18 protein-coding genes and 2 riboswitches are annotated in these 21,143 nt (G+C 62.0%); of the genes, 16 read left to right on the top strand and 2 right to left on the bottom strand.

Features of this window, described 5'->3' with window-relative positions; translation table 11 throughout:
• Window positions 1-144 precede the first annotated feature (144 nt).
• The 12 genes from DKK67_RS20465 (at window position 145) to DKK67_RS20410 (ending at window position 12,533) form a co-directional block, all read left to right on the top strand.
• A complete protein-coding gene (locus tag DKK67_RS20465) occupies window positions 145-543 on the top strand; it encodes a F0F1 ATP synthase subunit I (protein WP_111498386.1) in 399 nt (132 codons plus the stop codon).
• Window positions 544-562: 19 nt separating this feature from the next.
• Window positions 563-1,435 (top strand): F0F1 ATP synthase subunit A, encoded by an 873-nt coding sequence (gene atpB / locus DKK67_RS20460; protein ID WP_111498385.1) that lies wholly within the window; start codon window positions 563-565, stop codon window positions 1,433-1,435.
• A 59-nt stretch (window positions 1,436-1,494) separates the two neighbouring features.
• Window positions 1,495-1,749 carry a F0F1 ATP synthase subunit C gene (gene atpE / locus DKK67_RS20455; RefSeq protein ID WP_004579640.1) on the top strand — a complete coding sequence of 85 codons (255 nt, stop codon included), beginning with the start codon at window positions 1,495-1,497 and terminating at the stop codon, window positions 1,747-1,749.
• Between the two features lie 68 nt (window positions 1,750-1,817).
• Entirely contained in the window at window positions 1,818-2,288 is a 471-nt protein-coding gene (locus DKK67_RS20450; protein ID WP_111498384.1) for a F0F1 ATP synthase subunit B, read from the top strand.
• 12 nt (window positions 2,289-2,300) lie between these two features.
• Complete coding sequence (locus tag DKK67_RS20445) at window positions 2,301-2,837, top strand: F0F1 ATP synthase subunit delta (protein ID WP_111498383.1); 537 nt, start codon at window positions 2,301-2,303, stop codon at window positions 2,835-2,837.
• A 28-nt stretch (window positions 2,838-2,865) separates the two neighbouring features.
• Window positions 2,866-4,410: a F0F1 ATP synthase subunit alpha gene (gene atpA / locus DKK67_RS20440; RefSeq protein WP_111498382.1), complete on the top strand. Its 1,545-nt coding sequence runs from the start codon at window positions 2,866-2,868 to the stop codon at window positions 4,408-4,410.
• 71 nt (window positions 4,411-4,481) lie between these two features.
• Window positions 4,482-5,351 (top strand): F0F1 ATP synthase subunit gamma, encoded by an 870-nt coding sequence (gene atpG / locus DKK67_RS20435; RefSeq protein WP_111498381.1) that lies wholly within the window; start codon window positions 4,482-4,484, stop codon window positions 5,349-5,351.
• Window positions 5,352-5,404: 53 nt separating this feature from the next.
• Entirely contained in the window at window positions 5,405-6,796 is a 1,392-nt protein-coding gene (gene atpD / locus DKK67_RS20430) for a F0F1 ATP synthase subunit beta (protein ID WP_111498380.1), read from the top strand.
• A gap of 304 nt (window positions 6,797-7,100) precedes the next feature.
• Entirely contained in the window at window positions 7,101-7,520 is a 420-nt protein-coding gene (locus DKK67_RS20425) for a F0F1 ATP synthase subunit epsilon (RefSeq protein ID WP_111498379.1), read from the top strand.
• Between the two features lie 173 nt (window positions 7,521-7,693).
• On the top strand, window positions 7,694-9,061 hold the full coding sequence (glmU, locus tag DKK67_RS20420) for a bifunctional UDP-N-acetylglucosamine diphosphorylase/glucosamine-1-phosphate N-acetyltransferase GlmU (RefSeq protein ID WP_111498378.1): 1,368 nt from the start codon (window positions 7,694-7,696) through the stop codon (window positions 9,059-9,061).
• Window positions 9,062-9,098: 37 nt separating this feature from the next.
• Window positions 9,099-10,931 carry a glutamine--fructose-6-phosphate transaminase (isomerizing) gene (gene glmS, locus DKK67_RS20415; RefSeq protein WP_111498377.1) on the top strand — a complete coding sequence of 611 codons (1,833 nt, stop codon included), beginning with the start codon at window positions 9,099-9,101 and terminating at the stop codon, window positions 10,929-10,931.
• 104 nt (window positions 10,932-11,035) lie between these two features.
• Window positions 11,036-11,123, top strand: a riboswitch (glycine riboswitch).
• A 165-nt stretch (window positions 11,124-11,288) separates the two neighbouring features.
• Window positions 11,289-12,533 carry a D-amino acid dehydrogenase gene (locus tag DKK67_RS20410; protein WP_111498474.1) on the top strand — a complete coding sequence of 415 codons (1,245 nt, stop codon included), beginning with the start codon at window positions 11,289-11,291 and terminating at the stop codon, window positions 12,531-12,533.
• 62 nt (window positions 12,534-12,595) lie between these two features.
• Here DKK67_RS20410 and DKK67_RS21695 read toward each other — a convergent pair whose 3' ends face one another.
• Window positions 12,596-12,742 carry a hypothetical protein gene (locus DKK67_RS21695; protein WP_162628894.1) on the bottom strand — a complete coding sequence of 49 codons (147 nt, stop codon included), beginning with the start codon at window positions 12,740-12,742 and terminating at the stop codon, window positions 12,596-12,598.
• Window positions 12,743-13,131: 389 nt separating this feature from the next.
• On the opposite strand from DKK67_RS21695, the gene nhaB reads away from it, so the two are divergent.
• The 3 genes from nhaB to DKK67_RS20395 all read left to right on the top strand — a co-directional run bounded on the left by nhaB (window position 13,132) and on the right by DKK67_RS20395 (window position 17,151).
• Window positions 13,132-14,637: a sodium/proton antiporter NhaB gene (gene nhaB, locus DKK67_RS20405; RefSeq protein ID WP_111498376.1), complete on the top strand. Its 1,506-nt coding sequence runs from the start codon at window positions 13,132-13,134 to the stop codon at window positions 14,635-14,637.
• Between the two features lie 86 nt (window positions 14,638-14,723).
• Window positions 14,724-16,211 (top strand): SulP family inorganic anion transporter, encoded by a 1,488-nt coding sequence (locus tag DKK67_RS20400; protein ID WP_111498375.1) that lies wholly within the window; start codon window positions 14,724-14,726, stop codon window positions 16,209-16,211.
• An 88-nt stretch (window positions 16,212-16,299) separates the two neighbouring features.
• On the top strand, window positions 16,300-17,151 hold the full coding sequence (locus tag DKK67_RS20395) for a universal stress protein (RefSeq protein WP_111498374.1): 852 nt from the start codon (window positions 16,300-16,302) through the stop codon (window positions 17,149-17,151).
• Window positions 17,152-17,198: 47 nt separating this feature from the next.
• On the opposite strand, the gene DKK67_RS20390 is transcribed toward DKK67_RS20395, so the two are convergent.
• Window positions 17,199-17,912: a DUF3047 domain-containing protein gene (locus DKK67_RS20390; protein WP_111498373.1), complete on the bottom strand. Its 714-nt coding sequence runs from the start codon at window positions 17,910-17,912 to the stop codon at window positions 17,199-17,201.
• Window positions 17,913-18,039: 127 nt separating this feature from the next.
• Window positions 18,040-18,220: riboswitch (cobalamin riboswitch) on the top strand.
• A gap of 134 nt (window positions 18,221-18,354) precedes the next feature.
• On the opposite strand from DKK67_RS20390, the gene DKK67_RS20385 reads away from it, so the two are divergent.
• Window positions 18,355-21,117, top strand: a complete 2,763-nt coding sequence (locus DKK67_RS20385; protein ID WP_111498372.1) for a ribonucleoside-diphosphate reductase subunit alpha — start codon at window positions 18,355-18,357, stop codon at window positions 21,115-21,117.
• The last annotated feature ends 26 nt before the right edge of the window (window positions 21,118-21,143 follow it).

Here is a 21,143-nt window from a genome sequence, read left to right as displayed (position 1 = left end):
TGCCATTTCTTCGTGCGCGCTGTATCGCAGGTGCTCGTTAACTGGGCAGATTTGTTGATTCGCCCATTTTGAAAACATATAATCTGCGGCGCTTATGCAGGTGGATTGGTAATCAGAAACGGCCATTATTTTCTCGGGACGGGCATGGCAAAAGCTAAAAAAAACGGTATCTACCGTCCCCCCGTTCTCCGATGGCTACTGTTCCAGGCCGGCGTTGTCTTGTTTATGGGTCTGGTTTTTCTGTTCAAAAGTAAGGTTGCCGGTTATTCCGCCATTCTGGGAGGCTTTATCTTCGTTCTCCCCAACACGTTTTTCGCCCTCAAGGCATTTCGCTATGCCGGGGCACGGTCTGCCAGGCAGACGGTCAGTTCGTTTTATCAGGGAGAGGCTGGAAAGCTTGTCCTGTGCGCCATCCTGTTCACGATGGCCTTTAAATGGATTCAGCCACTTGATGTGGCAGCACTTTTTTTAACATTTGCGATCATGCTGGTGACAAACTGGCTGACGCCTCTCATCATGAGCGGCGGACCGCAGCGACGCTAACAGGACTCGAGAGACTACTATGGCAGGCACTGCATCAGAATACATCGTGCACCATCTGCAGAACTTGACGTATGGCAAGTTGCCCGCAGGGTACGAGCGTGCAGACGGCACCGTGTTGAACGAATCCACCTGGACCATGGCGCACAACGGTCAGGAAGCCTCCGACATGGGCTTCTGGGCGCTGCATGTGGATTCCCTGGGCTGGGCCGTTTTCCTGGGTGTTGTCTTTCTGGTGATCTTCCGCATGGCGGCCAAGCGGGCGACCTCAGGTCAGCCCAGCGGCCTGCAGAACTTCGTCGAAGTGATGGTCGATTTCGTCGACACGAGCGTCAAAGAGACCTTCCACGGCCGCAACAAGGTGATCGCGCCGCTGTCGCTGACCATCTTCTGCTGGGTCTTCCTGATGAACCTGATGGACCTGGTGCCGGTGGACTTCCTGCCCCAGCTGTTCCATGCCGCCGGCGTCGAATACATGAAGGTGGTACCGACCACCGACGTCAACGTGACCCTGGGCATGTCCCTGTCGGTGTTCGCGCTGATCATTTTCTACAGCCTCAAGGTCAAGGGCCTGGGGGGCTTCCTGGGTGAGCTGACCCTGCATCCGTTCAGCTCCGACAACTTTTTCCTGAAGGTCCTGCTGATCCCGGTCAACCTGCTGCTGGAAGGCGTCAGCCTGCTGGCCAAGCCGGTTTCGCTGGCACTGCGTCTGTTCGGTAACCTCTACGCGGGCGAGCTGATCTTCATCCTGATTGCACTGCTGCCGTTCTGGGCACAGTGGGCGCTGTCCGTGCCCTGGGCCATTTTCCACATCCTGATTATCACGCTGCAGGCCTTCATCTTCATGATGCTGACCATCGTGTACCTGAGCATGGCGCACGAAGATAATCACTAAAACGCTTTAAACCGAAAACCCATAACTTGAAACCTACTAACTGAAAACTGGGAGTTATCATGGAAACTGTAGTTGGAATGACCGCGATTGCCGTTGCTCTGCTGATCGGCCTGGGTGCCCTGGGTACTGCGATTGGCTTCGGTATCCTGGGTGGCAAGTTCCTGGAAGGCGCCGCGCGTCAGCCGGAAATGACCCCGATGCTGCAGGTCAAGATGTTCATCGTTGCCGGCCTGCTGGACGCCGTCACCATGATCGGTGTTGGTATCGCGCTGTTCTTCACCTTCGCCAACCCGTTCGTCGCTCAGGTCGGTTAATGAATCGCCTCGCAAGAGGCGATTTCCGATTTTGAACGAGCTCTATACGACAGGCGAGAGGTGAAGACGTGAACATTAATTTGACGCTGATCGGTCAAGCAATCGCGTTCTTTATCTTTGTCGTCTTCTGCATGAAGTACGTCTGGCCGCCGATTATGGCCGCCATGCAGGAGCGTCAAAAGAAAATTGCCGATGGTTTGGCTGCCTCAGAGCGCGCCTCACGTGACCTGGAACTGGCTCAGGAAAAAGCTGCCCAGGAACTGCGTGAAGCCAAAGAGCAGGCCGCTGCGCTCATTGATCAGGCCAACAAGCGCGCCAACAGCATTGTGGATGCTGCCAAGGACGACGCTCGCAAAGAAGGCGAGCGCCTCGTTGAGCAGGCCCGCTCGGAAATCGAGCAGGAACGCAATCAGGCCCGCGAAGCCCTGCGTGCAGAAATCGCGGCCATCGCGATTGCCGGCGCAGAAAAGATCCTGGAGACCTCTGTCGACGCTGACAAGCACAGCGAAATGCTGAACAAGCTCGCAGCGGAACTCTAAAAGAGGTTCATCATGGCAGAACTGACAACGCTAGCCCGGCCTTATGCGAAAGCCGCGTTCCAGGCCGCTCAGGACCAGAATCAACTGGCCGAGTGGGCGGAATCGCTGGCTTTTGCTGCACAGGTCGCGTCTGACAGTGACGTGCGTCAGCTTCTGGGTAATCCGAATGTGCCCGAAGCGAGCAAAGCTGAGTTTCTGATCGACCTCTACGACGGCTCAGTTTCCGAGCAGTTCAGGAATTTTGTATCCCTCCTGTCCGAAAAGCGGCGCCTGGCGCTGCTGCCGGAAATTGCCGAGCTTTACGACACCTACCGTGCCGAGATCGACCGCACCGTGGATGTCGAGGTGAGCGCGCCGTATGAGATGACAGATGAGCAGAAGCAGACGCTCAGCCAGGCACTGTCAAAGAAACTGGATCGCAAAGTGAGCCTTTCCAGCAAGGTCGAGCCCGCCCTGATCGGGGGAGTGCTGATCCGCGCCGGCGATATGGTTATCGACGCCTCTGTACGCGGAAAGATCGCGCAGCTGACCGACGCTCTGGGCTCCTGATTTCTGCACAAGGTTTGAGGATAAAGGCATGCAGCAACTGAATCCATCCGAGATCAGTGACATCATCAAGAAGAGGATCGAGAAGCTCGATATCTCTTCCGAAGCACGTAACGAAGGTACCATCCTGTCGGTTTCCGACGGCATCGTGCGTGTCCACGGTCTGGCCGACGTCATGTACGGCGAGATGATTGAATTCGACAACGGCATCTTCGGCATGGCGCTCAACCTTGAGCGTGATTCCGTCGGCGCGGTTGTCCTGGGTGATTACGAAGGTCTGGAAGAAGGCGGCAAGGTCCGCTGTACCGGTCGTATCCTGGAAGTCCCCGTGGGTAACGAGCTGCTCGGTCGCGTCGTCGACGCACTGGGTAACCCGATCGACGGCAAGGGCGAGCTGGGCACCGACAAGACCGCTCCGATCGAGAAAGTGGCGCCGGGCGTTATCGCCCGTCAGTCCGTTGACCAGCCGGTCCAGACCGGTCTGAAAGCCATCGACACCATGGTGCCGATCGGTCGCGGTCAGCGTGAGCTGATCATCGGTGACCGTCAGATCGGTAAGACCGCCGTCGCCATCGACGCGATCATCAACCAGAAAGACAGCGGCATCAAGTGTATCTACGTTGCCGTCGGCCAGAAGCAGTCTTCCATTGCCGCCGTTGTGCGCAAGCTGGAAGAACACGACGCCATGGACCACACCATTGTTGTGGCCGCCGGTGCCGCTGATCCGGCCGCCATGCAGTTCCTGGCCCCGTACGCCGGTACCTCCATGGGTGAATACTTCCGCGACCGCGGCGAAGACGCCCTGATCGTGTTCGACGACCTGTCCAAGCAGGCCGTGGCGTATCGCCAGATCTCCCTGCTGCTGCGTCGTCCGCCGGGCCGTGAAGCCTACCCGGGTGACGTGTTCTACCTGCACTCACGTCTGCTGGAGCGCGCTTCCCGCGTGAACGCGGAATACGTCGAGCAGCTGACCAACGGCGAAGTGAAAGGCCAGACCGGTTCCCTGACGGCGCTGCCGATCATCGAGACCCAGGCGGGTGACGTATCGGCGTTCGTACCGACCAACGTCATCTCCATCACCGACGGTCAGATCTTCCTGGAAACCAACCTGTTCAACTCCGGCATCCGTCCGGCGATGAACGCGGGTATCTCGGTTTCCCGGGTCGGTGGTTCCGCCCAGACCAAGATCATGAAGAAGCTGGGTGGCGGTATCCGTCTGGCCCTGGCCCAGTACCGCGAACTGGCGGCTTTCGCCCAGTTTGCGTCGGACCTGGACGAGGCGACCCGCAAGCAGCTTGAGCATGGTCAGCGGGTAACCGAACTCATGAAGCAGAACCAGTACAGCCCGATGTCCGTGGCTGAAATGGGTACGGTTCTGTATGCAGCGAACGAAGGTTTCCTCGACGACGTTGATGTCAACAAGGTGGTTGCATTCGAAGCCGCCCTGCTGGACTGGATGCGCAGCGAACAGGCTGAGCTCCTGGCCAAGATCAACGAGAAGGGCGATTACAACGACGAGATCGCCTCAGGCCTGAAAGCTGCAATCGAGAAATTCAAGACCACTCAGACCTGGTAAGACGCCGGCCCGCCCCAAGGCGGGCCCAGTCAGTTCAGGCTCGAGTGTCTAACTTGAAAAGGCAGTGAGTTATGGCCGTCGGAAAAGAAATACGTAACCAGATCTCCAGCATCAAGAGCACGCAGAAGATCACCTCCGCCATGGAAATGGTGGCGGCGTCCAAGATGCGTAAGGCTCAGGAACGCATGCAGGCCACGCGCCCGTATGCGGACAAGATGCGGCAGGTCATCGGGCACATCGCACGCGCGAATGCCCAGTATGTGCATCCGTTCATGGTCGAACGCGACGTCAAGCGCGTCGGCTATATCGTGGTGTCCTCAGACCGGGGCCTCTGTGGTGGTTTGAACATCAACCTGTTCAAGACCCTGGTCCGGGATATGCGGCAATGGAAGGAAAAGGGCGTGGACGCCGATCTCTGTGCCATCGGCCAGAAAGGCGCCTCCTTTTTCCGCAACTACGGCGGCAACGTCATCGCAGCACTGACCCAACTGGGGGACACCCCGGGTGCCGACCAGCTGATCGGTAACGTCAAGGTCATGCTCGATGCCTTCGCCGAAGGCAAGATCGATCGTCTGTACCTGGTGTCGAACGAGTTCGAGAACACCATGACGCAGACGCCGAAGGTTGATCAGCTGCTGCCGTTGCCGGCGACTGAAGACACTGATGAAGACGTCAAAAAGAACCAGTGGGATTACATCTACGAGCCAGATGCCCGGCCGATTCTCGATGGTCTTCTGACACGTTATATCGAATCTCAGGTTTATCAGGGTGTGATGGAGAACCTTGCCTGTGAACAGGCGGCGCGGATGATTGCGATGAAGAGCGCCACCGACAACGCGGGCAACATCATCGACGACCTGCAGCTGGCCTATAACAAGGCCCGCCAGGCAGCGATCACCCAGGAGATTTCGGAAATCGTGAGTGGTGCAGCATCGGTCTGATGACCTCACGACCCAACTGGTTTTTGTGACTTTAAGATAACGAGGAACCGAGCATGAGTAGCGGACACATCGTTCAGATCATTGGCGCGGTTATCGACGTGGAATTCCCGCGTGACTCCGTACCCAAAGTATATGACGCGCTGCTGCTTGAAGGTGGCGAAACAACCCTGGAAGTCCAGCAGCAGCTGGGTGACGGTATTGTTCGTACCATCGCCATGGGCAGCACTGAAGGCCTCAAGCGTGGCCTGAAGGCAGAAAACACTGGCAAGGCCATTTCCGTTCCGGTCGGCACCCCGACCCTGGGCCGGATCATGGACGTGCTGGGCCGTCCCATCGACGAAGCCGGCGACATCGGCGAAGAAGAGCGTTGGGAGATTCACCGCAAGGCGCCGGGCTACGCCGACCAGGCCGCTTCCGCCGACCTGCTGGAAACCGGCATCAAGGTCATCGACCTGATCTGCCCGTTCGCCAAGGGTGGTAAGGTTGGCCTCTTCGGGGGCGCGGGTGTTGGTAAGACCGTCAACATGATGGAGCTGATCAACAACATCGCCAAAGAGCACTCCGGCCTGTCCGTATTCGCCGGTGTCGGTGAGCGTACCCGGGAGGGTAACGACTTCTACTACGAAATGAAGGAGTCCAATGTTCTCGACAAGGTGGCGATGGTTTACGGCCAGATGAACGAGCCCCCCGGGAACCGTCTGCGTGTAGCTCTGACCGGCCTGACCATGGCGGAAAAATTCCGTGATGAAGGCCGTGACGTCCTGCTGTTCGTCGACAACATCTACCGTTACACCCTGGCGGGTACCGAAGTATCGGCCCTGCTGGGTCGTATGCCGTCCGCGGTAGGTTACCAGCCGACCCTGGCCGAAGAGATGGGCCAGCTGCAGGAGCGGATCACCTCCACCAAGACCGGCTCCATCACGTCAGTCCAGGCGGTCTACGTACCGGCGGATGACTTGACCGACCCGTCGCCGGCCACCACCTTCTCGCACCTGGATGCGACCGTGGTACTGAGCCGAGACATCGCCTCCAAGGGTATCTACCCGGCGATCGACCCGCTGGATTCCACTTCCCGTCAGCTGGATCCGCTGGTCATCGGTCACGAGCACTACGACGTGGCCCGTGGCGTGCAGACCGTTCTGCAGCGCTTCAAGGAGCTCAAGGACATCATCGCGATCCTGGGTATGGACGAGCTGTCAGAAGAAGACAAACTGACCGTCGCCCGCGCCCGTAAGATCGAGCGTTTCCTGTCCCAGCCGTTCCACGTGGCTGAAGTCTTCACCGGCGCACCGGGTAAATACGTGCCGCTGAAGGAGACCATCAGCAGCTTCAAGGGTATCCTGGACGGTGACTATGACGACATGCCTGAGCAGGCGTTCTACATGGTCGGTACAATTGAAGAAGCCGTTGAGAAAGCGAAGGAAATGAAGGCCAAAGAAAGCTGAGGCCCGATTTCCTAGGAGCCTCTGATTAAGTCTATTGGCGATTCTGCAAGCCTTGTGAGCCTTTCTGGCAAGGCGCGAATCGCCAACAATGGTGGTTCCATTGGCAAGATGAGCAACGCAGACCAGAAAGGCTCACAAGGCTTGCCCGTAAGGGGCTCGCCCTGAAAGCCGGACTCTGCGTTGCGCCTTTTTGAAAGGCAACCAGCCTTCCTGCAAAGCCGCGCCTTGATTCCGGCTTTCAGGGCGAGCCAGAATCACCAATAGACTTGATCAGAGGCTCCCTACTGATCAAAGAGGCTAAGAAATGGCTATGACCATACATTGCGATGTCGTCAGTGCTGAACAGAAAATCTTCTCCGGACTGGTCGAGATGCTGATCGCGGCCGGTTCCGAAGGGGACCTGGGTATTGCACCGGGACACACGCCGCTGCTGACGGCCCTGAAACCGGGGCCGGTTCGCGTGATCAAGCAGGGCGGTGAGGAGGAAATCCTCTACGTGTCCGGGGGCTACCTGGAAGTTCAGTCCAACCTGGTGACCCTTCTGGCGGACACCGCTGAGCGCGCCAAGGACGTGGATGAAGCCGCGGCCCAAGAAGCCCAGCGTGAAGCCGAGAAGGCACTGGCGAACAAGACCAGTGAGTTTGAGTACAGCCGGGCGGCTGCCGAACTGGCAGAAGCCGTGGCCAAGCTGAGAACCATCCAGCAGCTGCGCAAGAGCCGCTAAACAGCGCTCCCGCTGTACTGTAAACTCGAAAGCCGCCTTCCGCTGTAACGGCGCCTCCGGGCCTGTTGCGACGGAACGCGGCTTTTTTCATAACGGCCCGGGCCGATTTTCCCCGGCTCCAGCACAGTGGGTCGAACGCACGGATCATTGATGATGCAAGGAACCGACATTCCATGACATCCCCCCTCCACGTCGTCATTCTCGCCGCGGGTGAAGGCTCGCGCATGAAATCCAGCCTGCCCAAGGTCCTCCATCCGGTGGCCGGCAAACCCATGCTGCATCACGTCATCGATACGGCCCGCTCCCTGGACGCCGCCGGCATCCACGTGGTGATCGGTCATGGCGCGGACAAGGTGCGGGCGTCGATCAGCGACGACAACCTGCACTGGGCGCTGCAGGAACAGCAGCTGGGGACTGGTCATGCCGTGGCCCAGGCGCTGCCGGACGTGCCCGAGGACGCCCGGGTGCTGGTCCTGTACGGCGACGTACCGCTGATTCGCAGCGAAACCCTGAGCCACCTGGCCGGCCAGGTGAGTGAGACGGCGCTGGGGCTGCTGACCGTGGAACTGCCGGATCCCGACGGCTACGGCCGCATCGTGCGGGACGACGGGGGCAATGTGCAGGCGATCGTCGAGCAGAAAGACGCCAGCGACGACCAGAAGCGCATCCGTGAAGTGAACACCGGTATCCTCGGCGTTCACGCCCGCCACCTCAAGGATTGGCTGCCCCAGCTGTCGAACAGCAACGCCCAGGGCGAGTATTATCTGACCGACGTGATCGCCATGGCGGCGAGTCGCGATGTGGCGGTGAAAGTGGCCCATCCGCAAACCGCGTTCGAAGTGCAGGGCGTCAACAACCGCATCCAGCTGGCGGAGCTGGAGCGCTGGCACCAGGCGGAGGAAGCCCGTCGCCTGATGATCGAAGGCGCGACGCTGCTGGATCCGGCGCGGGTGGACGTACGCGGCCGGCTTGACGTCGGGCGCGACGTCGTCATCGACGTTAACGCCGTGTTCGAAGGCGACGTGACCCTCGCCGACGGCGTCGAGATCGGCCCCAACTGCCTGCTGCGCAACGCCCGTCTGGGCCCCGGCACCAGAGTCGAGGCCAACAGCGTGATCGACGGCGCCATCGTCGGCGCCGGTGCCCAGATCGGGCCCTTCGCCCGCCTGCGTCCCGGCACGGAGCTGGCTGATCGCACCAAGGTGGGTAACTTCGTCGAAACCAAGAAAGCCGTGGTCGGCGAAGGCTCCAAGATCAATCATCTCAGCTACGTGGGCGATGCCACGCTGGGGCGGGACGTCAACGTGGGTGCGGGGACCATCACCTGCAACTATGATGGGGTGAACAAGCACGAGACCCGCATCGGCGATGGCGTGTTCGTGGGGTCCAATACCGCGCTGGTGGCGCCGGTCAGCATTGCCGACAACGCCACCGTTGGCGCCGGTTCGACCATCACCCGCAACATCGAGGCGGACGAACTGGCGGTGGCCCGGGGCCGGCAGCGCAACATCCAGAACTGGTCACGCCCGGAAAAGTCGTAATCCGTAACAGCAGCAACATCAGGTACAGGACAGTCACATGTGTGGAATCGTAGGCGCCATATCCGAGCGGGATGTTCCCGCCATTCTCCTGGAAGGGCTCAAGCGCCTGGAATACCGGGGCTACGACTCGGCCGGCATGGCCGTGCTCAATCCGGACGGCGAGCTGCAGCGGGAGCGGGAAGTGGGCAAGGTCAGCGCCCTGGCCGAGGTTCTGGACAAGGCCCATCACCGCGGTGTGATCGGCATCGCCCACACCCGCTGGGCCACCCACGGTGAGCCTTCCCAGCGCAACGCCCACCCGCACATGTCCGGCGAGCGCCTGGCGGTGGTCCACAACGGCATCGTTGAGAACTACCAGGCCCTGCGTGAGCGTCTGAAAGGCGAAGGCTTCGAGTTCAGCTCCCAGACCGACACCGAGGTGGTCGCCCACCTGATCGAATCCTGGTTCCGCAAGCAGGGCGATTTCATCAGCGCGGTGAAAGCCGCCATCGCCGAGCTGGAGGGCGCCTTTGCCCTGGCCGTGCTGCACGCCGACGAGCCCGAACACCTGATCGTGGCCCGCCAGGGCAGCCCGCTGGTGATCGGCGTTGGCATCGGCGAGAACTTCATCGCCTCCGACCAGCTGGCGCTGCTGCCGGTCACCGACCGTTTCATGTTCCTGGAAGAAGGCGACATCGCCGAGATCCGCAAGGACCGGGTGAAGGTCTGGGACGCCGACGACAAGCCGGTGGAGCGCCCGGTCAGCCGTTTCGAGCACAGTCTGGAAGCCGCCGACAAGGGCGAGTACCGGCACTTCATGCTCAAGGAAATCTACGAGCAGCCCAAGGTCATCCAGGCCACCATGGAAGGCCGTCTGACCGAGACCAAAGTGCTGGAACAGGCCCTGGGCACCAGCGCCGGTGATCTGCTGGCCGATGTGCGCCACGTGCAGATCATCGCCTGCGGTACCAGTTACCACGCCGGCATGGTGGCGCGCTACTGGATCGAAGAGCTGGCCGGTATTCCCTGTTCCGTCGAAGTGGCGTCGGAATTCCGCTACCGCAAGCACGTGGTCCAGCCCGACACCCTGTTCCTGACCATCTCCCAGTCCGGCGAAACCGCCGACACCCTGGCGGCCCTGCGCCAGGCCAAGAAAGCCGGCTTCCGCGCCGCCCTGGCGGTGTGCAACGTGCCGGGCAGCTCGCTGGTGCGCGAATCCGACCTCGTGATCATGACCCAGGCTGGCCCGGAAATCGGCGTGGCCTCCACCAAGGCCTTCACCACCCAGCTCACCGCGCTGCTGATCTTCACCCTGGCGCTGGCCCGTCACAACGGCCTGGACGCCGAGCAGGAGGCCGACATCGTGCGTGCCCTGCGCGATGTGCCGCGTCAGACCGAGCAGGTCCTGGCCCTGGACGGCCGCATCGCCGACCTGAGCCGGGCCTTCATGGACAAGAACCACAGCCTGTTCCTGGGCCGTGGCGCCATGTTCCCGGTGGCGTTGGAAGGCGCTCTCAAGCTTAAGGAAATCTCCTACATCCACGCCGAGGCCTACCCGGCCGGTGAACTCAAGCACGGTCCGCTGGCGCTGGTGGACAGCGAAATGCCGGTGGTCACGGTGGCCCCGAACAACGCGCTGATGGAAAAGCTCAAGTCCAACCTGGAGGAAGTCCGGGCCCGGGGCGGCGAGCTGTTCGTCTTCGCCGACAACGATGCCGGCCTGAACGAGGAAGAGGCGGTGCACGTGCTGTCGATTCCGGAAGTGCATCCGATCACCGCGCCCATCGTCTACACCCTGCCGCTGCAGCTGCTGTCCTACCACGTGGCGGTGCTCAAGGGCACCGACGTCGACCAGCCCCGCAACCTGGCCAAGAGTGTGACGGTGGAATAGCGGCGGGTTAATCGCCACGTAACCCGATCCAGCCATCGAGCATAAGTGTTTTCCGAAATAGCTGTCCTTGCTACTATGCGATGAAGGGTGTCCCGCGAGGGACCCTCGTCGCAGCGGGAGAGACTGGTTCAATCCAGCGCCGAAGGAGCAACGACCCCGGAAACTCTCAGGCAAACGGACCGCTGTTACGATCACTTTCCGAAGAGCTGCCGACGCCCCCAATACAGGGCGTGCGGCACACCGAAGGAGCAAGCGGTCTCCGCCCGCGGAGAATTCGTGAATCTCTCAGGTTCCATGACGGAAGGGGTGCTTTCGCCGGAAACGGCGCAGGGAAACCCATTCGACCTGGAGATCTGCATGAAACGCATTGCAGTCATCGGTGGTGGCATTACCGGCATTACCACCGCATACAGTCTGGCCAAGCGCGGCTACGACGTGTCCGTTTTCGAGAAGAACCGTTACGCGGCGATGGAAACGTCCTTTGCCAACGGCGGCCAGCTCTCGGCCTCCAACGCCGAGGTCTGGAACAACTGGCAGACCATCATCAAGGGCCTGAAGTGGATGATGCGCGCCGACGCACCGCTGCTGGTCAACCCCAAGCCCTCCTGGCACAAGCTGAGCTGGTTCGCCGAGTTCATGGGCGCCATTCCCCAGTACGCCGACAACACCACCGAAACCGCCCGCCTGGCCATCACCGCGCGCGACTACCTGTTCCAGTGGGCGCGCGACGAAGGCATCGACTTCGATCTCAAAAAGAAGGGCATCCTGCACATCTATCGCGACAAGGCCGGCTTCGACCACGCCGCGAACGTATCAAAGCTGCTGGCGGCCGGTGGCCTGGAGCGGCGCGCGGTCACGCCGGAGGAGATGCGCTCCATCGAGCCCACCCTGGCGGGGACCTACTACGGCGGTTTCTTCACCGAGAGCGACGCCACCGGCGATATCCACAAGTTCACCTTCGGCCTGGCCCGGGCGGCGGAGCGGTTGGGGATGTCCCCGTTCTACGAGCACGACGTGAAAGATGTGGGCGCCAGCGACAGCCATGCCTGGGTCGTGGCGGACAACGGCGAAGGCGAGCGACGTCATACGTTTGATGGCATCGTGATTTGCGCGGGCACCGGCAGCCGGGCGCTGGCGGCCAAGCTGGGTGATCGCGTGAACGTCTACCCGGTAAAAGGCTACTCCATCACCGTGCAACTGGACGACGAGCGGTCACGGGCCTCTGCGCCGGAAGTGAGCCTGCTGGACGACGAAACCAAGATCGTCACCAGCCGTCTGGGGGACGACCGTTTCCGGGTGGCGGGCACCGCCGAATTCAACGGTTTCAACCGGGACATCCGCGCCGACCGCATCCGCCCGCTGACCGATTGGGTGGAACAGTGTTTCCCCGGCGTGAGCACACGTCGTGTGGTGCCCTGGGCGGGCCTGCGACCGATGCTGCCCAACATGATGCCCAAGGTGGGGCCAGGGCACCTGCCGACGGTGTTCTACAACACCGGCCATGGCCATCTCGGCTGGACCCTGTCCGCGGCCACGGCCGAGCTACTGGCCGACGCGGTGGAAGGTGCGAACGCGGCCGCATCGGTCAGCGTGTCGCACTGATCCGACGCCTGTCGATCCTCGGGGCGGGGCGAGACCGCTCCGCCGTACTTCCGGTATCCCCGTCAGGAGGAGGCCGTCGCAGAGGCGGGTCGACCGCGCGGACGACGCGGGATCGGCTGGCGTTCGTTGCGGGCCTGATTGCGCAGTTTGCGCCAGGCCTGGCACAGGGTGGTGGACGATCCTGCCATCTGGGTCACGGATTCACTCATGGGGCTGCTCCACTGATATCTTCCCACTGGTGAGTCTCTGAAAAGTCCAGACCCTGCCGACCGCACTGTTGGCGGAGTCGCCGCGGCTTGGGCTTTTCAGAAGCTCCCTAGCAGATTGGTCCAGCTCGCCGCAAAAGGCAAATGAAAATTATTATCATTTGATGAGCGGTGCAATGTTTTACCTATCAGCGCTGGCCTCCAGCCAGGAGAGGTCCGTCCGGGCTTCTGCCTTGGTGCCGAAGGGATACGTCTTTAGGCCTCTATTCCCGGCCTGATATGCCATTCATTTGGCCTGTTTGCTAAGATGCCGGACATTTTTCAGACAGGCCGTGCGGGCGATCCTCGCCGCAGCCGGCTGCAGCGAATCAATCGGCCAAGGCTGTCCATCCATGCCAAAGACACTGTTCGGCGGTTTTTCCGCCAATTTCCTGGGCAATGCGCCCAACTGGTACAAGCAGACCATCCTCTTTTTCCTGGTCGCCAACCCGTTGCTCATGCTGTCCGTGGGGCCGGTGGCGACCGGCTGGTGCCTGGTGGCGGAATTCATCTTCACCCTGGCCATGGCCCTCAAGTGCTATCCGCTGCAGCCGGGCGGCCTGCTGGCGGTGGAAGCCCTGCTGATCGGTCTGACGGATTCCGACTCGGTCTATCTGGAAGTGCTGCACAACCTGCCGGTGATCATGCTGCTGATGTTCATGGTGGCGGGGATCTATTTCATGAAGGACCTGCTGCTGGTGACCTTCACCCAGATCCTGGTGGGGGTGCGCTCGAAGACCAAGCTGGCGTTGCTGTTCTCGCTGATGGCGGCGCTGCTCTCGGCGTTCCTCGATGCCCTCACCGTCACCGCCGTGATCATCAGCGTCGCGGTTGGCTTTTACTCGGTCTACCACCGCGTGGCCTCAGGCAAGGGCTATCATCACGACGACCACGATGCCCAGAGCGACCATGAAGTCGTCGAACTGCACCGGGAAGATCTGGCCCAGTTCCGCGCCTTCCTGCGCAGTCTGTTGATGCACGGCGCGGTGGGCACGGCGCTGGGTGGTGTGGCGACCATGGTGGGCGAACCCCAGAACCTGCTGATTGCCAAGGAAGTGGGCTGGGATTTCGTCGCCTTCTTCGAGCGTATGGCGCCGGTTAGCCTGCCGGTGCTGGCGGCGGGCCTGCTGACCTGCCTGCTGCTGGAGAAGACCGGCCGCTTTGGTTACGGCGCACGGTTACCCAAACCGGTACGCCGGGTGCTGGAGGAGTTTGCCGATGACCAGCGCCGCAAGCGCACCCCTGCCGACCGGGCGGCACTCTGCGTCCAGGCGCTGGCGGCCGTGGTTCTGGTGCTGGGGCTGGCGCTGCACGTGGCGGAAGTGGGGCTGATCGGGTTGCTGGTGATCGTGCTGATCACGGCGTTTACCGGCATCACCGATGAACACCAGATTGGCAAGGCGTTTCAGGAGGCCCTGCCGTTTACCGCGCTGCTGGTGGTGTTCTTCGCGGTCGTTGCGGTGATCCACGAACAACACCTGTTCTCGCCCGTGATAAACTACGTGCTGTCGCTACCGGAAGCGCAGCAGCCGGGCATGTTCTTCGTGGCAAACGGGTTGCTGTCGATGATCAGCGACAATGTGTTCGTGGCGACGGTGTACATCGGCGAAATCAAGCAGGCCCTGGATGCGGGCGCGATTTCCCAGGCGCATTTCGAGCAGCTGGCGGTGGCCATCAACACCGGTACCAACCTGCCCAGCGTGGCCACGCCCAACGGACAGGCCGCCTTCCTGTTCCTGCTGACCTCCGCCATCGCACCACTGGTGCGGCTGTCCTACGGCCGCATGGTGATGATGGCTTTCCCCTACACGCTGGTGATGGGGAGCGTCGGGCTGTTGTGTGTCATCCACCTGACGTAATCGACTGGCACAACCAATGCTGAAAACAGACACGGTGCGCAGGCGCCGTGTCTGTTTTCGTATGACATCCCCCAAAGGTTTTTTGCATGTTGAATTCCATCAAGAAAAACTGGTTCTCCAACGCGCGCGCGGATGTGCTCTCCGGCATCGTGGTGGCGCTGGCGTTGATTCCCGAGGCCATCGCGTTCTCGATCATTGCCGGCGTGGACCCGCGGGTGGGCCTCTACGCCTCGTTCTGCATCGCCGTGGTGATTGCCTTTGCCGGCGGCCGGCCGGGCATGATTTCCGCCGCCACCGGCGCCATGGCGCTGCTGATGGTGACCCTGGTCAAGGAGCACGGACTGCAGTATTTAATGGCGGCGACGTTGCTGACCGGTGTGTTCCAGATCATCGCCGGCTACATCCGGCTGGGTTCGCTGATGCGCTTTGTGTCGCGCTCGGTGGTGACCGGCTTCGTCAATGCCCTGGCGATCCTGATCTTCATGGCGCAGTTGCCGGAGCTGACCAACGTCACCTGGCACGTCTACGCCCTGACCGCCGCCGGCCTGGGCATCATCTACCTGTTCCCGCTGATACCGAAAGTGGGCAAGGTGCTGCCGTCGCCGCTGATCTGCATCATCTCCCTGACCATCGTCTCCATCCTGCTGGGTCTGGATGTGCGCACCGTCGGCGACATGGGCGACCTGCCCGACACCCTGCCGGTTTTCCTGTGGCCGGATGTGCCGATGAACCTCGAGACCCTGTGGATCATCCTGCCGTACTCGCTGCCGCTGGCCGTGGTGGGCCTGCTGGAATCGCTGATGACCGCCACCATCGTCGACGACCTGACCGACACGCCCAGTGACCGCAACCGCGAGTGCAAGGGCCAGGGCCTGGCCAACATCGGTTCCGGCCTGTTGGGCGGCATGGCCGGTTGCGCGATGATCGGCCAGACGGTCATCAACGTGAAATCCGGCGGCCGCACCCGGCTGTCCACCCTGGTGGCCGGCTGTTTCCTGCTGTTCATGGTGCTGGTGCTGCAGGACTGGCTGGTGCAGATCCCCATGGCGGCCCTGGTGGCGGTGATGATCATGGTGTCGATCGGGACGTTCAGCTGGGATTCGGTGCGCAATCTGCGCCACTACCCGCTGTCCACCAACCTGGTGATGCTGGTCACCGTGTGTGTGGTGGTGGCCACCCACAACCTGGCGCTGGGCGTGCTGGCCGGCGTGTTGCTGGCGGCGCTGTTCTTTGCCAACAAGATCGGGCACTTCATGGCGGTCACGTCCGAGCTGGATGGCGCAGGCCGTCGCCGCGTCTACACCGTGGTGGGGCAGGTGTTCTTCAGTTCCACCGAGAAGTTCCTGGCCTCGTTCGACTTCAAGGAAGGCGTGGATAACGTGGTCATCGACCTGAGCCGGGCCCATTTCTGGGACATCACCGCCGTCGGCGCGCTGGACAAGGCGGTCATCAAGTTCCGCCGGGAAGGCGCCGATGTGGAAGTGATCGGCCTGAACGAGGCCAGCGCCACCATCGTCGACCGCTTCGGCGTGCACGACAAACCCGGTGCCGTCGACGATCTGATGGGCCACTGATGACGTGGCCCCGTCATTCGGGGCAAACTGGTCGAAACTGCTTTGATCGAACAAGAAAGCCGGACCCACAAGCGAAAGGAATACTGACATGTCCGACGTCGTCGCCTGTATCGATGGTTCCCGTGCCACCACCGCGGTGTGCGATTACGCCGCCTGGGCCAGCCAGCGTCTGGATGCGCCCGTCACCCTGTTCCACGTGCTGGATCAGGAGCGCTACCCGACCGAGCCGGACCTGGCGGGCAGCATCGGGCTGGGCAGTCGCGAGCACCTGCTCGAGGAACTGGCGGACCTGGACCAGCGCCGCAGCAAGCTGGCCCTGGAGCAGGGGCGCCACATGCTGGATGCGGCGGAGTCGCGGATCCGCGAGGACGGCGTCAGCGAGATCCGCCAGCGCCAGCGCCACGGCGACCTGGCGGAAAGCCTGCTGGACATCGAAGACGAAACCCGCCTGCTGGTGATGGGCCTGCACGGCGAGAGCAGCAACGATCGCGATGTTCACATCGGCAGCCAGCTGGAAACCGTGATCCGCACCCTGCATCGGCCCATGCTGTTGGTGCCGGACGAGTATCGCGAGCCGCGCAGCGCCATGCTCGCCTTCGACGCCAGCGAGACCATGCAGAAAGGCGTGGATCTCCTGGCCAACAGCCCGATCTTCCGCAAGGTTCCGCTGCATCTGGTGATGGTCGGCGACGAGACCGATGAACGCCGTGCAGCCCTGGATGACGCCGCGCAGAAGCTGGAAGCGGCCGGTTGCTCGGTGGAGGTGGCGGTGCGGGCTGGAGACGTGGAAAAAACCCTGCACGCCTACCAGGAAGAGCAGGGCATCGACCTGATGGTGATGGGCGCCTACGGCCATTCCCGCATCCGCCAGTTCCTGGTGGGCAGCACCACCACCAGCATGCTCAAGACCAGCGAAACGCCGCTGATCATCCTCCGATAGTAAGTGGTCGCTTACTCTGTTGGGTTCTCATGCCGGCGCCTATCCTGTCAGCGTGAGAGCCGGATGTCCCCGTAGTAGGCTGTGGCGGCCGAGCCGGTATTGTCGCCGTCCGTCATCACGGCAATGCCGGTTATGCGCGGCGGATCCTCGCCGAAGGCGGCGCGGTAGTCCGCCACCAGATCCCGGCTCTCCTCCATCCACTGTCCCGCATGGTCCGATCCGCTCTGCACCGCGATCATCCGCGTTTCCTCACTGAACGGGTTGGGCACGGATTCGCCCCGGGGCAGGCGGTTGGCCCAGATGTAGTTGAGCGCGCTGCCGGGCAGGGCGTCGCCGTGAACCAACTCCACCGCTTTGCGTTTGGCCCGCTCGAAAAAACCCGCCTTGTCCGGTTCGAAGGCAAACGCCACGTAGATCCGGGCCGGATAGTCGTCACCGTCCTTGCGGCGTGCGTCCCCCTTTGCGTAAACGCCGTCCACTTTCCAGCGCCAGTGCAGCACCAGCTTTTCACCGGGCTCGATGTCGACCCGGTGAATCAGTCCCGAGGCGCCGCCGTCGGTGTCCGCGCGCAGCACTTGGGTACCCTGGTCGTCGACCAGTCGGTAGCGGGTGTGGGTATCGATATCGGGGAAGGTCAGCGGGGTCCAGCCGTCGTCCAGGGTCTGCAGGGTGGAGAAGGGCGTCAGCGACTCGGCGGTGGCCGGAACGCTCTGCAGCGCCAGCGCCGCCGCCAGTAGGGATGTGGCCATTCGTATCAACATTGGCTTGTTCCTGTCAGGCTTCATCTATATAGTGCTCTTATCCTTGGTTAGACACCAGATCTAGTGGTTTATCGTTAACCAGCGCACTGCCAACCGGGAGTCGTAAGGCGCTCCCGGCTGCACAGCGCCGTTATCCACAACCTCTGGTGTCCGGGAATCCGGTGAGAATCCGGAACTGACGCGCAGCGGTATTGGGGCACGAGCGTGACACGATGACACTGGCATCTGCTGGGAAGTCGTTACGCGAGGCGAACCGGAACGGTTCAGACCCCTGAGTCCGAAGACCTGCCAGGGAGGTGTGGCCCCACCAATGGGACCACGCGACTGCACCTTCGCGACTCAGGGTGAGCAGCAAACGGCAATGCGACTCCACCCTCCGTGGAGGTCTGCCGTCCTGCGTACGCGAAGGTAAGTTTTTTGACCACGCGTACCCAGGAGAATCATGATGCCCAGCGCTGCTGCCGCTCCAACCGATGCCCAGGAACAGACCCTGGCCCTCCGAGTCATCAAGCGAAACGGCCAGTTGGTCGATTTCGATGCCAGCAAGATCAGTGTCGCCATCACCAAGGCGTTCCTCGCCGTGGAAGGCGAGAAAGCCGCCGGTTCCGCCCGTATCCACGACAGCGTTCGCCGCGTCAGCCGTCAGGTCATCCAGGCTTTGAGCCGGCGCCTGCAGGCTGGCGGCACCGTGCACATCGAAGACATTCAGGATCAGGTGGAACTGGCCCTGATGCGCGCCGAGGAACAGAAGGTGGCCCGGGCCTACGTGCTGTACCGCGAAGCCCACGCCCAGGAACGTGCCACCCAGGCGCCGGTGGAAGCCCATCCCACCCTGACGGTCTCCCTGGCCAACGGCCAGACCGTGCCGCTGGACGTGGGCCTGATGAAACATCAGGTGGAGCAGGCCTGCGCCGGACTGGACGCGGTGGACGCCGAAAGCGTGGTGGAAGACGCCGTGCGCAACCTCTACGACGGCATTCCCGAGAAAGACGTGCTCAACGCCCTGGTCATGACCGCCCGCGGGCGCATCGAGCAGGAGCCGGACTACAGTGCCGTCACCGCCCGCCTGCTGCTGGAACAGCTGCGTCTGGAGGCCGGTCAGGCCCTGTCCCTGCCGCTCGATCAGACCCTGGCCGAGGTTTATCCACAGGCGCTGTCCAGTTTCATCGGTTTCGGGATCGAGCGTGAGCTGCTGGACCCGGCCCTGGGCGAGTTCGACCTGGAGCGCCTGGGCGCTGAAATCAAACCCGAGCGCGACCGGCAGTTCGGCTTCCTCGGCCTGCAGACCCTGTACGACCGCTACTTCGTCCATTTCGAGGACAAGCGCCTGGAGCTGCCGCAGGTCTTCTTCATGCGTGTCGCCATGGGCCTGGCTTTGCGCGAGGACGACCGCAACGCCCGCGCCATCGAGTTCTACGATCTGCTGTCGTCGTTCGACTACATGGCTTCCACGCCGACGCTGTTCAACAGTGGCACCCGGCACTCGCAGCTGTCCTCCTGCTACCTGACCACCGTGTCCGACGACCTGGAAGGCATCTACGGCGCCATCAAGGACAACGCGCTGCTGTCCAAGTGGGCCGGCGGCCTGGGCAACGACTGGACGCCGGTGCGTTCGCTGGGCTCCCATATCAAGGGCACCAACGGCCGCAGCCAGGGCGTCGTGCCGTTCCTGAAAGTGGTCAACGACACCGCCGTGGCGGTCAACCAGGGCGGCAAGCGCAAGGGCGCGGTCTGCGCTTACCTGGAAAGCTGGCACCTGGACATCGAGGAGTTCCTGGAACTGCGCAAGAACACCGGCGACGAGCGTCGCCGCACCCACGACATGAACACCGCCAACTGGGTACCGGACTTGCTGATCGAGCGCATGCGCGCCGACGCCGACTGGACCCTGTTCTCCCCCAGCGATGTGGGCGACCTGCACGACCTCTACGGCAACGCATTCCGCGCACGCTACGAGGCATACGAGGCCATGGCCGAGCGCGGCGAGATCAAGCTATCCAAGAAGATTTCCGCCAAGCAGCTCTGGCGCAAGATGCTGACTGTGCTGTTCGAGACCGGTCACCCCTGGATCACCTTCAAGGATCCCTGCAACCTGCGTTCGCCGCAGCAGCACAGGGGCGTGGTCCACTCCTCCAACCTGTGCACCGAGATCACCCTGAACACCAGCGCCGACGAGATCGCCGTGTGCAACCTGGGCTCGGTCAACCTGGCGGCCCACATCGACAACGGCGAGCTGGACGTTCAGCGCCTGGAGAAAACCGTCAACACGGCGGTTCGGATGCTCGACAACGTCATCGACATCAACTTCTACGCCGTGCCCCAGGCGCGCAACTCCAACCTGCGCCACCGTCCGGTGGGCATGGGCATCATGGGCTTCCAGGACGCGCTCTACCGTCTGGGTCACGCCTACGCCAGCCCGGAAGCGGTGGAATTCGCCGACCTGGCGATGGAACAGATCAGCTACTTCGCCCTGCGGACCTCCGCCCTGCTGGCGAAGGAGCGTGGCGCCTATGAAAGCTACGAGGGCTCGCTCTGGTCGCAGGGCATCCTGCCCATTGACTCGCTGAACAACCTCAAGGAAGCGCGTCGCGAGGGCGACCTGAGCGTCAACACCGAGACGCGCCTGGACTGGGAGCCGGTGCGCAAACTGATCGCCGAGTATGGCATTCGCAACTCCAACGTCATGGCCATTGCCCCGACTGCGACCATCTCCAACATCGTCGGCGTTAGCCAGTCCATCGAACCGGCGTACCAGAACCTTTTCGTCAAATCGAACCTGTCCGGCGAATTCACGGTGATCAATCCGTCGCTGGTGGCGGACCTGAAAGCCGAAGGCCTGTGGGACAACGTGATGGTCAACGACCTGAAGTATTACGACGGATCGGTACAACAGATCGACCGCATTCCGCAGGCCATCAAGGCCCGCTACGCCACCGCTTTCGAGATGGACGCCCGCTGGCTGGTGGAAGCCGCCGCGCGCCGCCAGAAATGGCTGGACCAGGCCCAGAGCCTGAACCTGTACATGGCCGAGCCGTCCGGTCGCAAGCTGGACGAACTCTATCAACTGGCGTGGGAACGCGGTCTGAAGACCACCTACTACCTGCGCTCGCTGGGCGCGACCGGCGCAGAGAAGAGTACGCCGGTGGCCGCCCCGGCGCCGAAGGTGTGCTCCATCGACGAGCCGGATTGCGAGGCGTGTCAGTAGCGGGCTGCTAGAAGGGGGACGGATTT

It is taken from the genome of Marinobacter bohaiensis, from assembly GCF_003258515.1.
GTDB lineage: Bacteria > Pseudomonadota > Gammaproteobacteria > Pseudomonadales > Oleiphilaceae > Marinobacter_A > Marinobacter_A bohaiensis.
The sequence above is the reverse complement of the archived record's forward strand: the minus strand, read 5'-3'. Positions and strand labels throughout refer to the sequence as shown.

Bases quoted from the DNA above. Each gene is read 5' to 3' on its own strand.
- DKK67_RS20445 (WP_111498383.1), top strand. From the start codon at position 2,301: ATGGCAGAACTGACAACGCTAGCCCGGCCTTATGCGAAAGCCGCGTTC.
- atpE (WP_004579640.1), top strand. From the start codon at position 1,495: ATGGAAACTGTAGTTGGAATGACCGCGATTGCCGTTGCTCTGCTGATC.
- DKK67_RS20395 (WP_111498374.1), top strand. From the start codon at position 16,300: ATGTCCGACGTCGTCGCCTGTATCGATGGTTCCCGTGCCACCACCGCG.
- glmS (WP_111498377.1), top strand. From the start codon at position 9,099: ATGTGTGGAATCGTAGGCGCCATATCCGAGCGGGATGTTCCCGCCATT.
- DKK67_RS20400 (WP_111498375.1), top strand. From the start codon at position 14,724: ATGTTGAATTCCATCAAGAAAAACTGGTTCTCCAACGCGCGCGCGGAT.
- DKK67_RS20410 (WP_111498474.1), top strand. From the start codon at position 11,289: ATGAAACGCATTGCAGTCATCGGTGGTGGCATTACCGGCATTACCACC.
- atpG (WP_111498381.1), top strand. From the start codon at position 4,482: ATGGCCGTCGGAAAAGAAATACGTAACCAGATCTCCAGCATCAAGAGC.
- DKK67_RS21695 (WP_162628894.1), bottom strand. From the start codon at position 12,742: ATGAGTGAATCCGTGACCCAGATGGCAGGATCGTCCACCACCCTGTGC.
- atpD (WP_111498380.1), top strand. From the start codon at position 5,405: ATGAGTAGCGGACACATCGTTCAGATCATTGGCGCGGTTATCGACGTG.
- atpA (WP_111498382.1), top strand. From the start codon at position 2,866: ATGCAGCAACTGAATCCATCCGAGATCAGTGACATCATCAAGAAGAGG.
- DKK67_RS20390 (WP_111498373.1), bottom strand. From the start codon at position 17,912: ATGTTGATACGAATGGCCACATCCCTACTGGCGGCGGCGCTGGCGCTG.
- DKK67_RS20385 (WP_111498372.1), top strand. From the start codon at position 18,355: ATGATGCCCAGCGCTGCTGCCGCTCCAACCGATGCCCAGGAACAGACC.
- DKK67_RS20425 (WP_111498379.1), top strand. From the start codon at position 7,101: ATGGCTATGACCATACATTGCGATGTCGTCAGTGCTGAACAGAAAATC.
- nhaB (WP_111498376.1), top strand. From the start codon at position 13,132: ATGCCAAAGACACTGTTCGGCGGTTTTTCCGCCAATTTCCTGGGCAAT.
- DKK67_RS20465 (WP_111498386.1), top strand. From the start codon at position 145: ATGGCAAAAGCTAAAAAAAACGGTATCTACCGTCCCCCCGTTCTCCGA.
- glmU (WP_111498378.1), top strand. From the start codon at position 7,694: ATGACATCCCCCCTCCACGTCGTCATTCTCGCCGCGGGTGAAGGCTCG.
- atpB (WP_111498385.1), top strand. From the start codon at position 563: ATGGCAGGCACTGCATCAGAATACATCGTGCACCATCTGCAGAACTTG.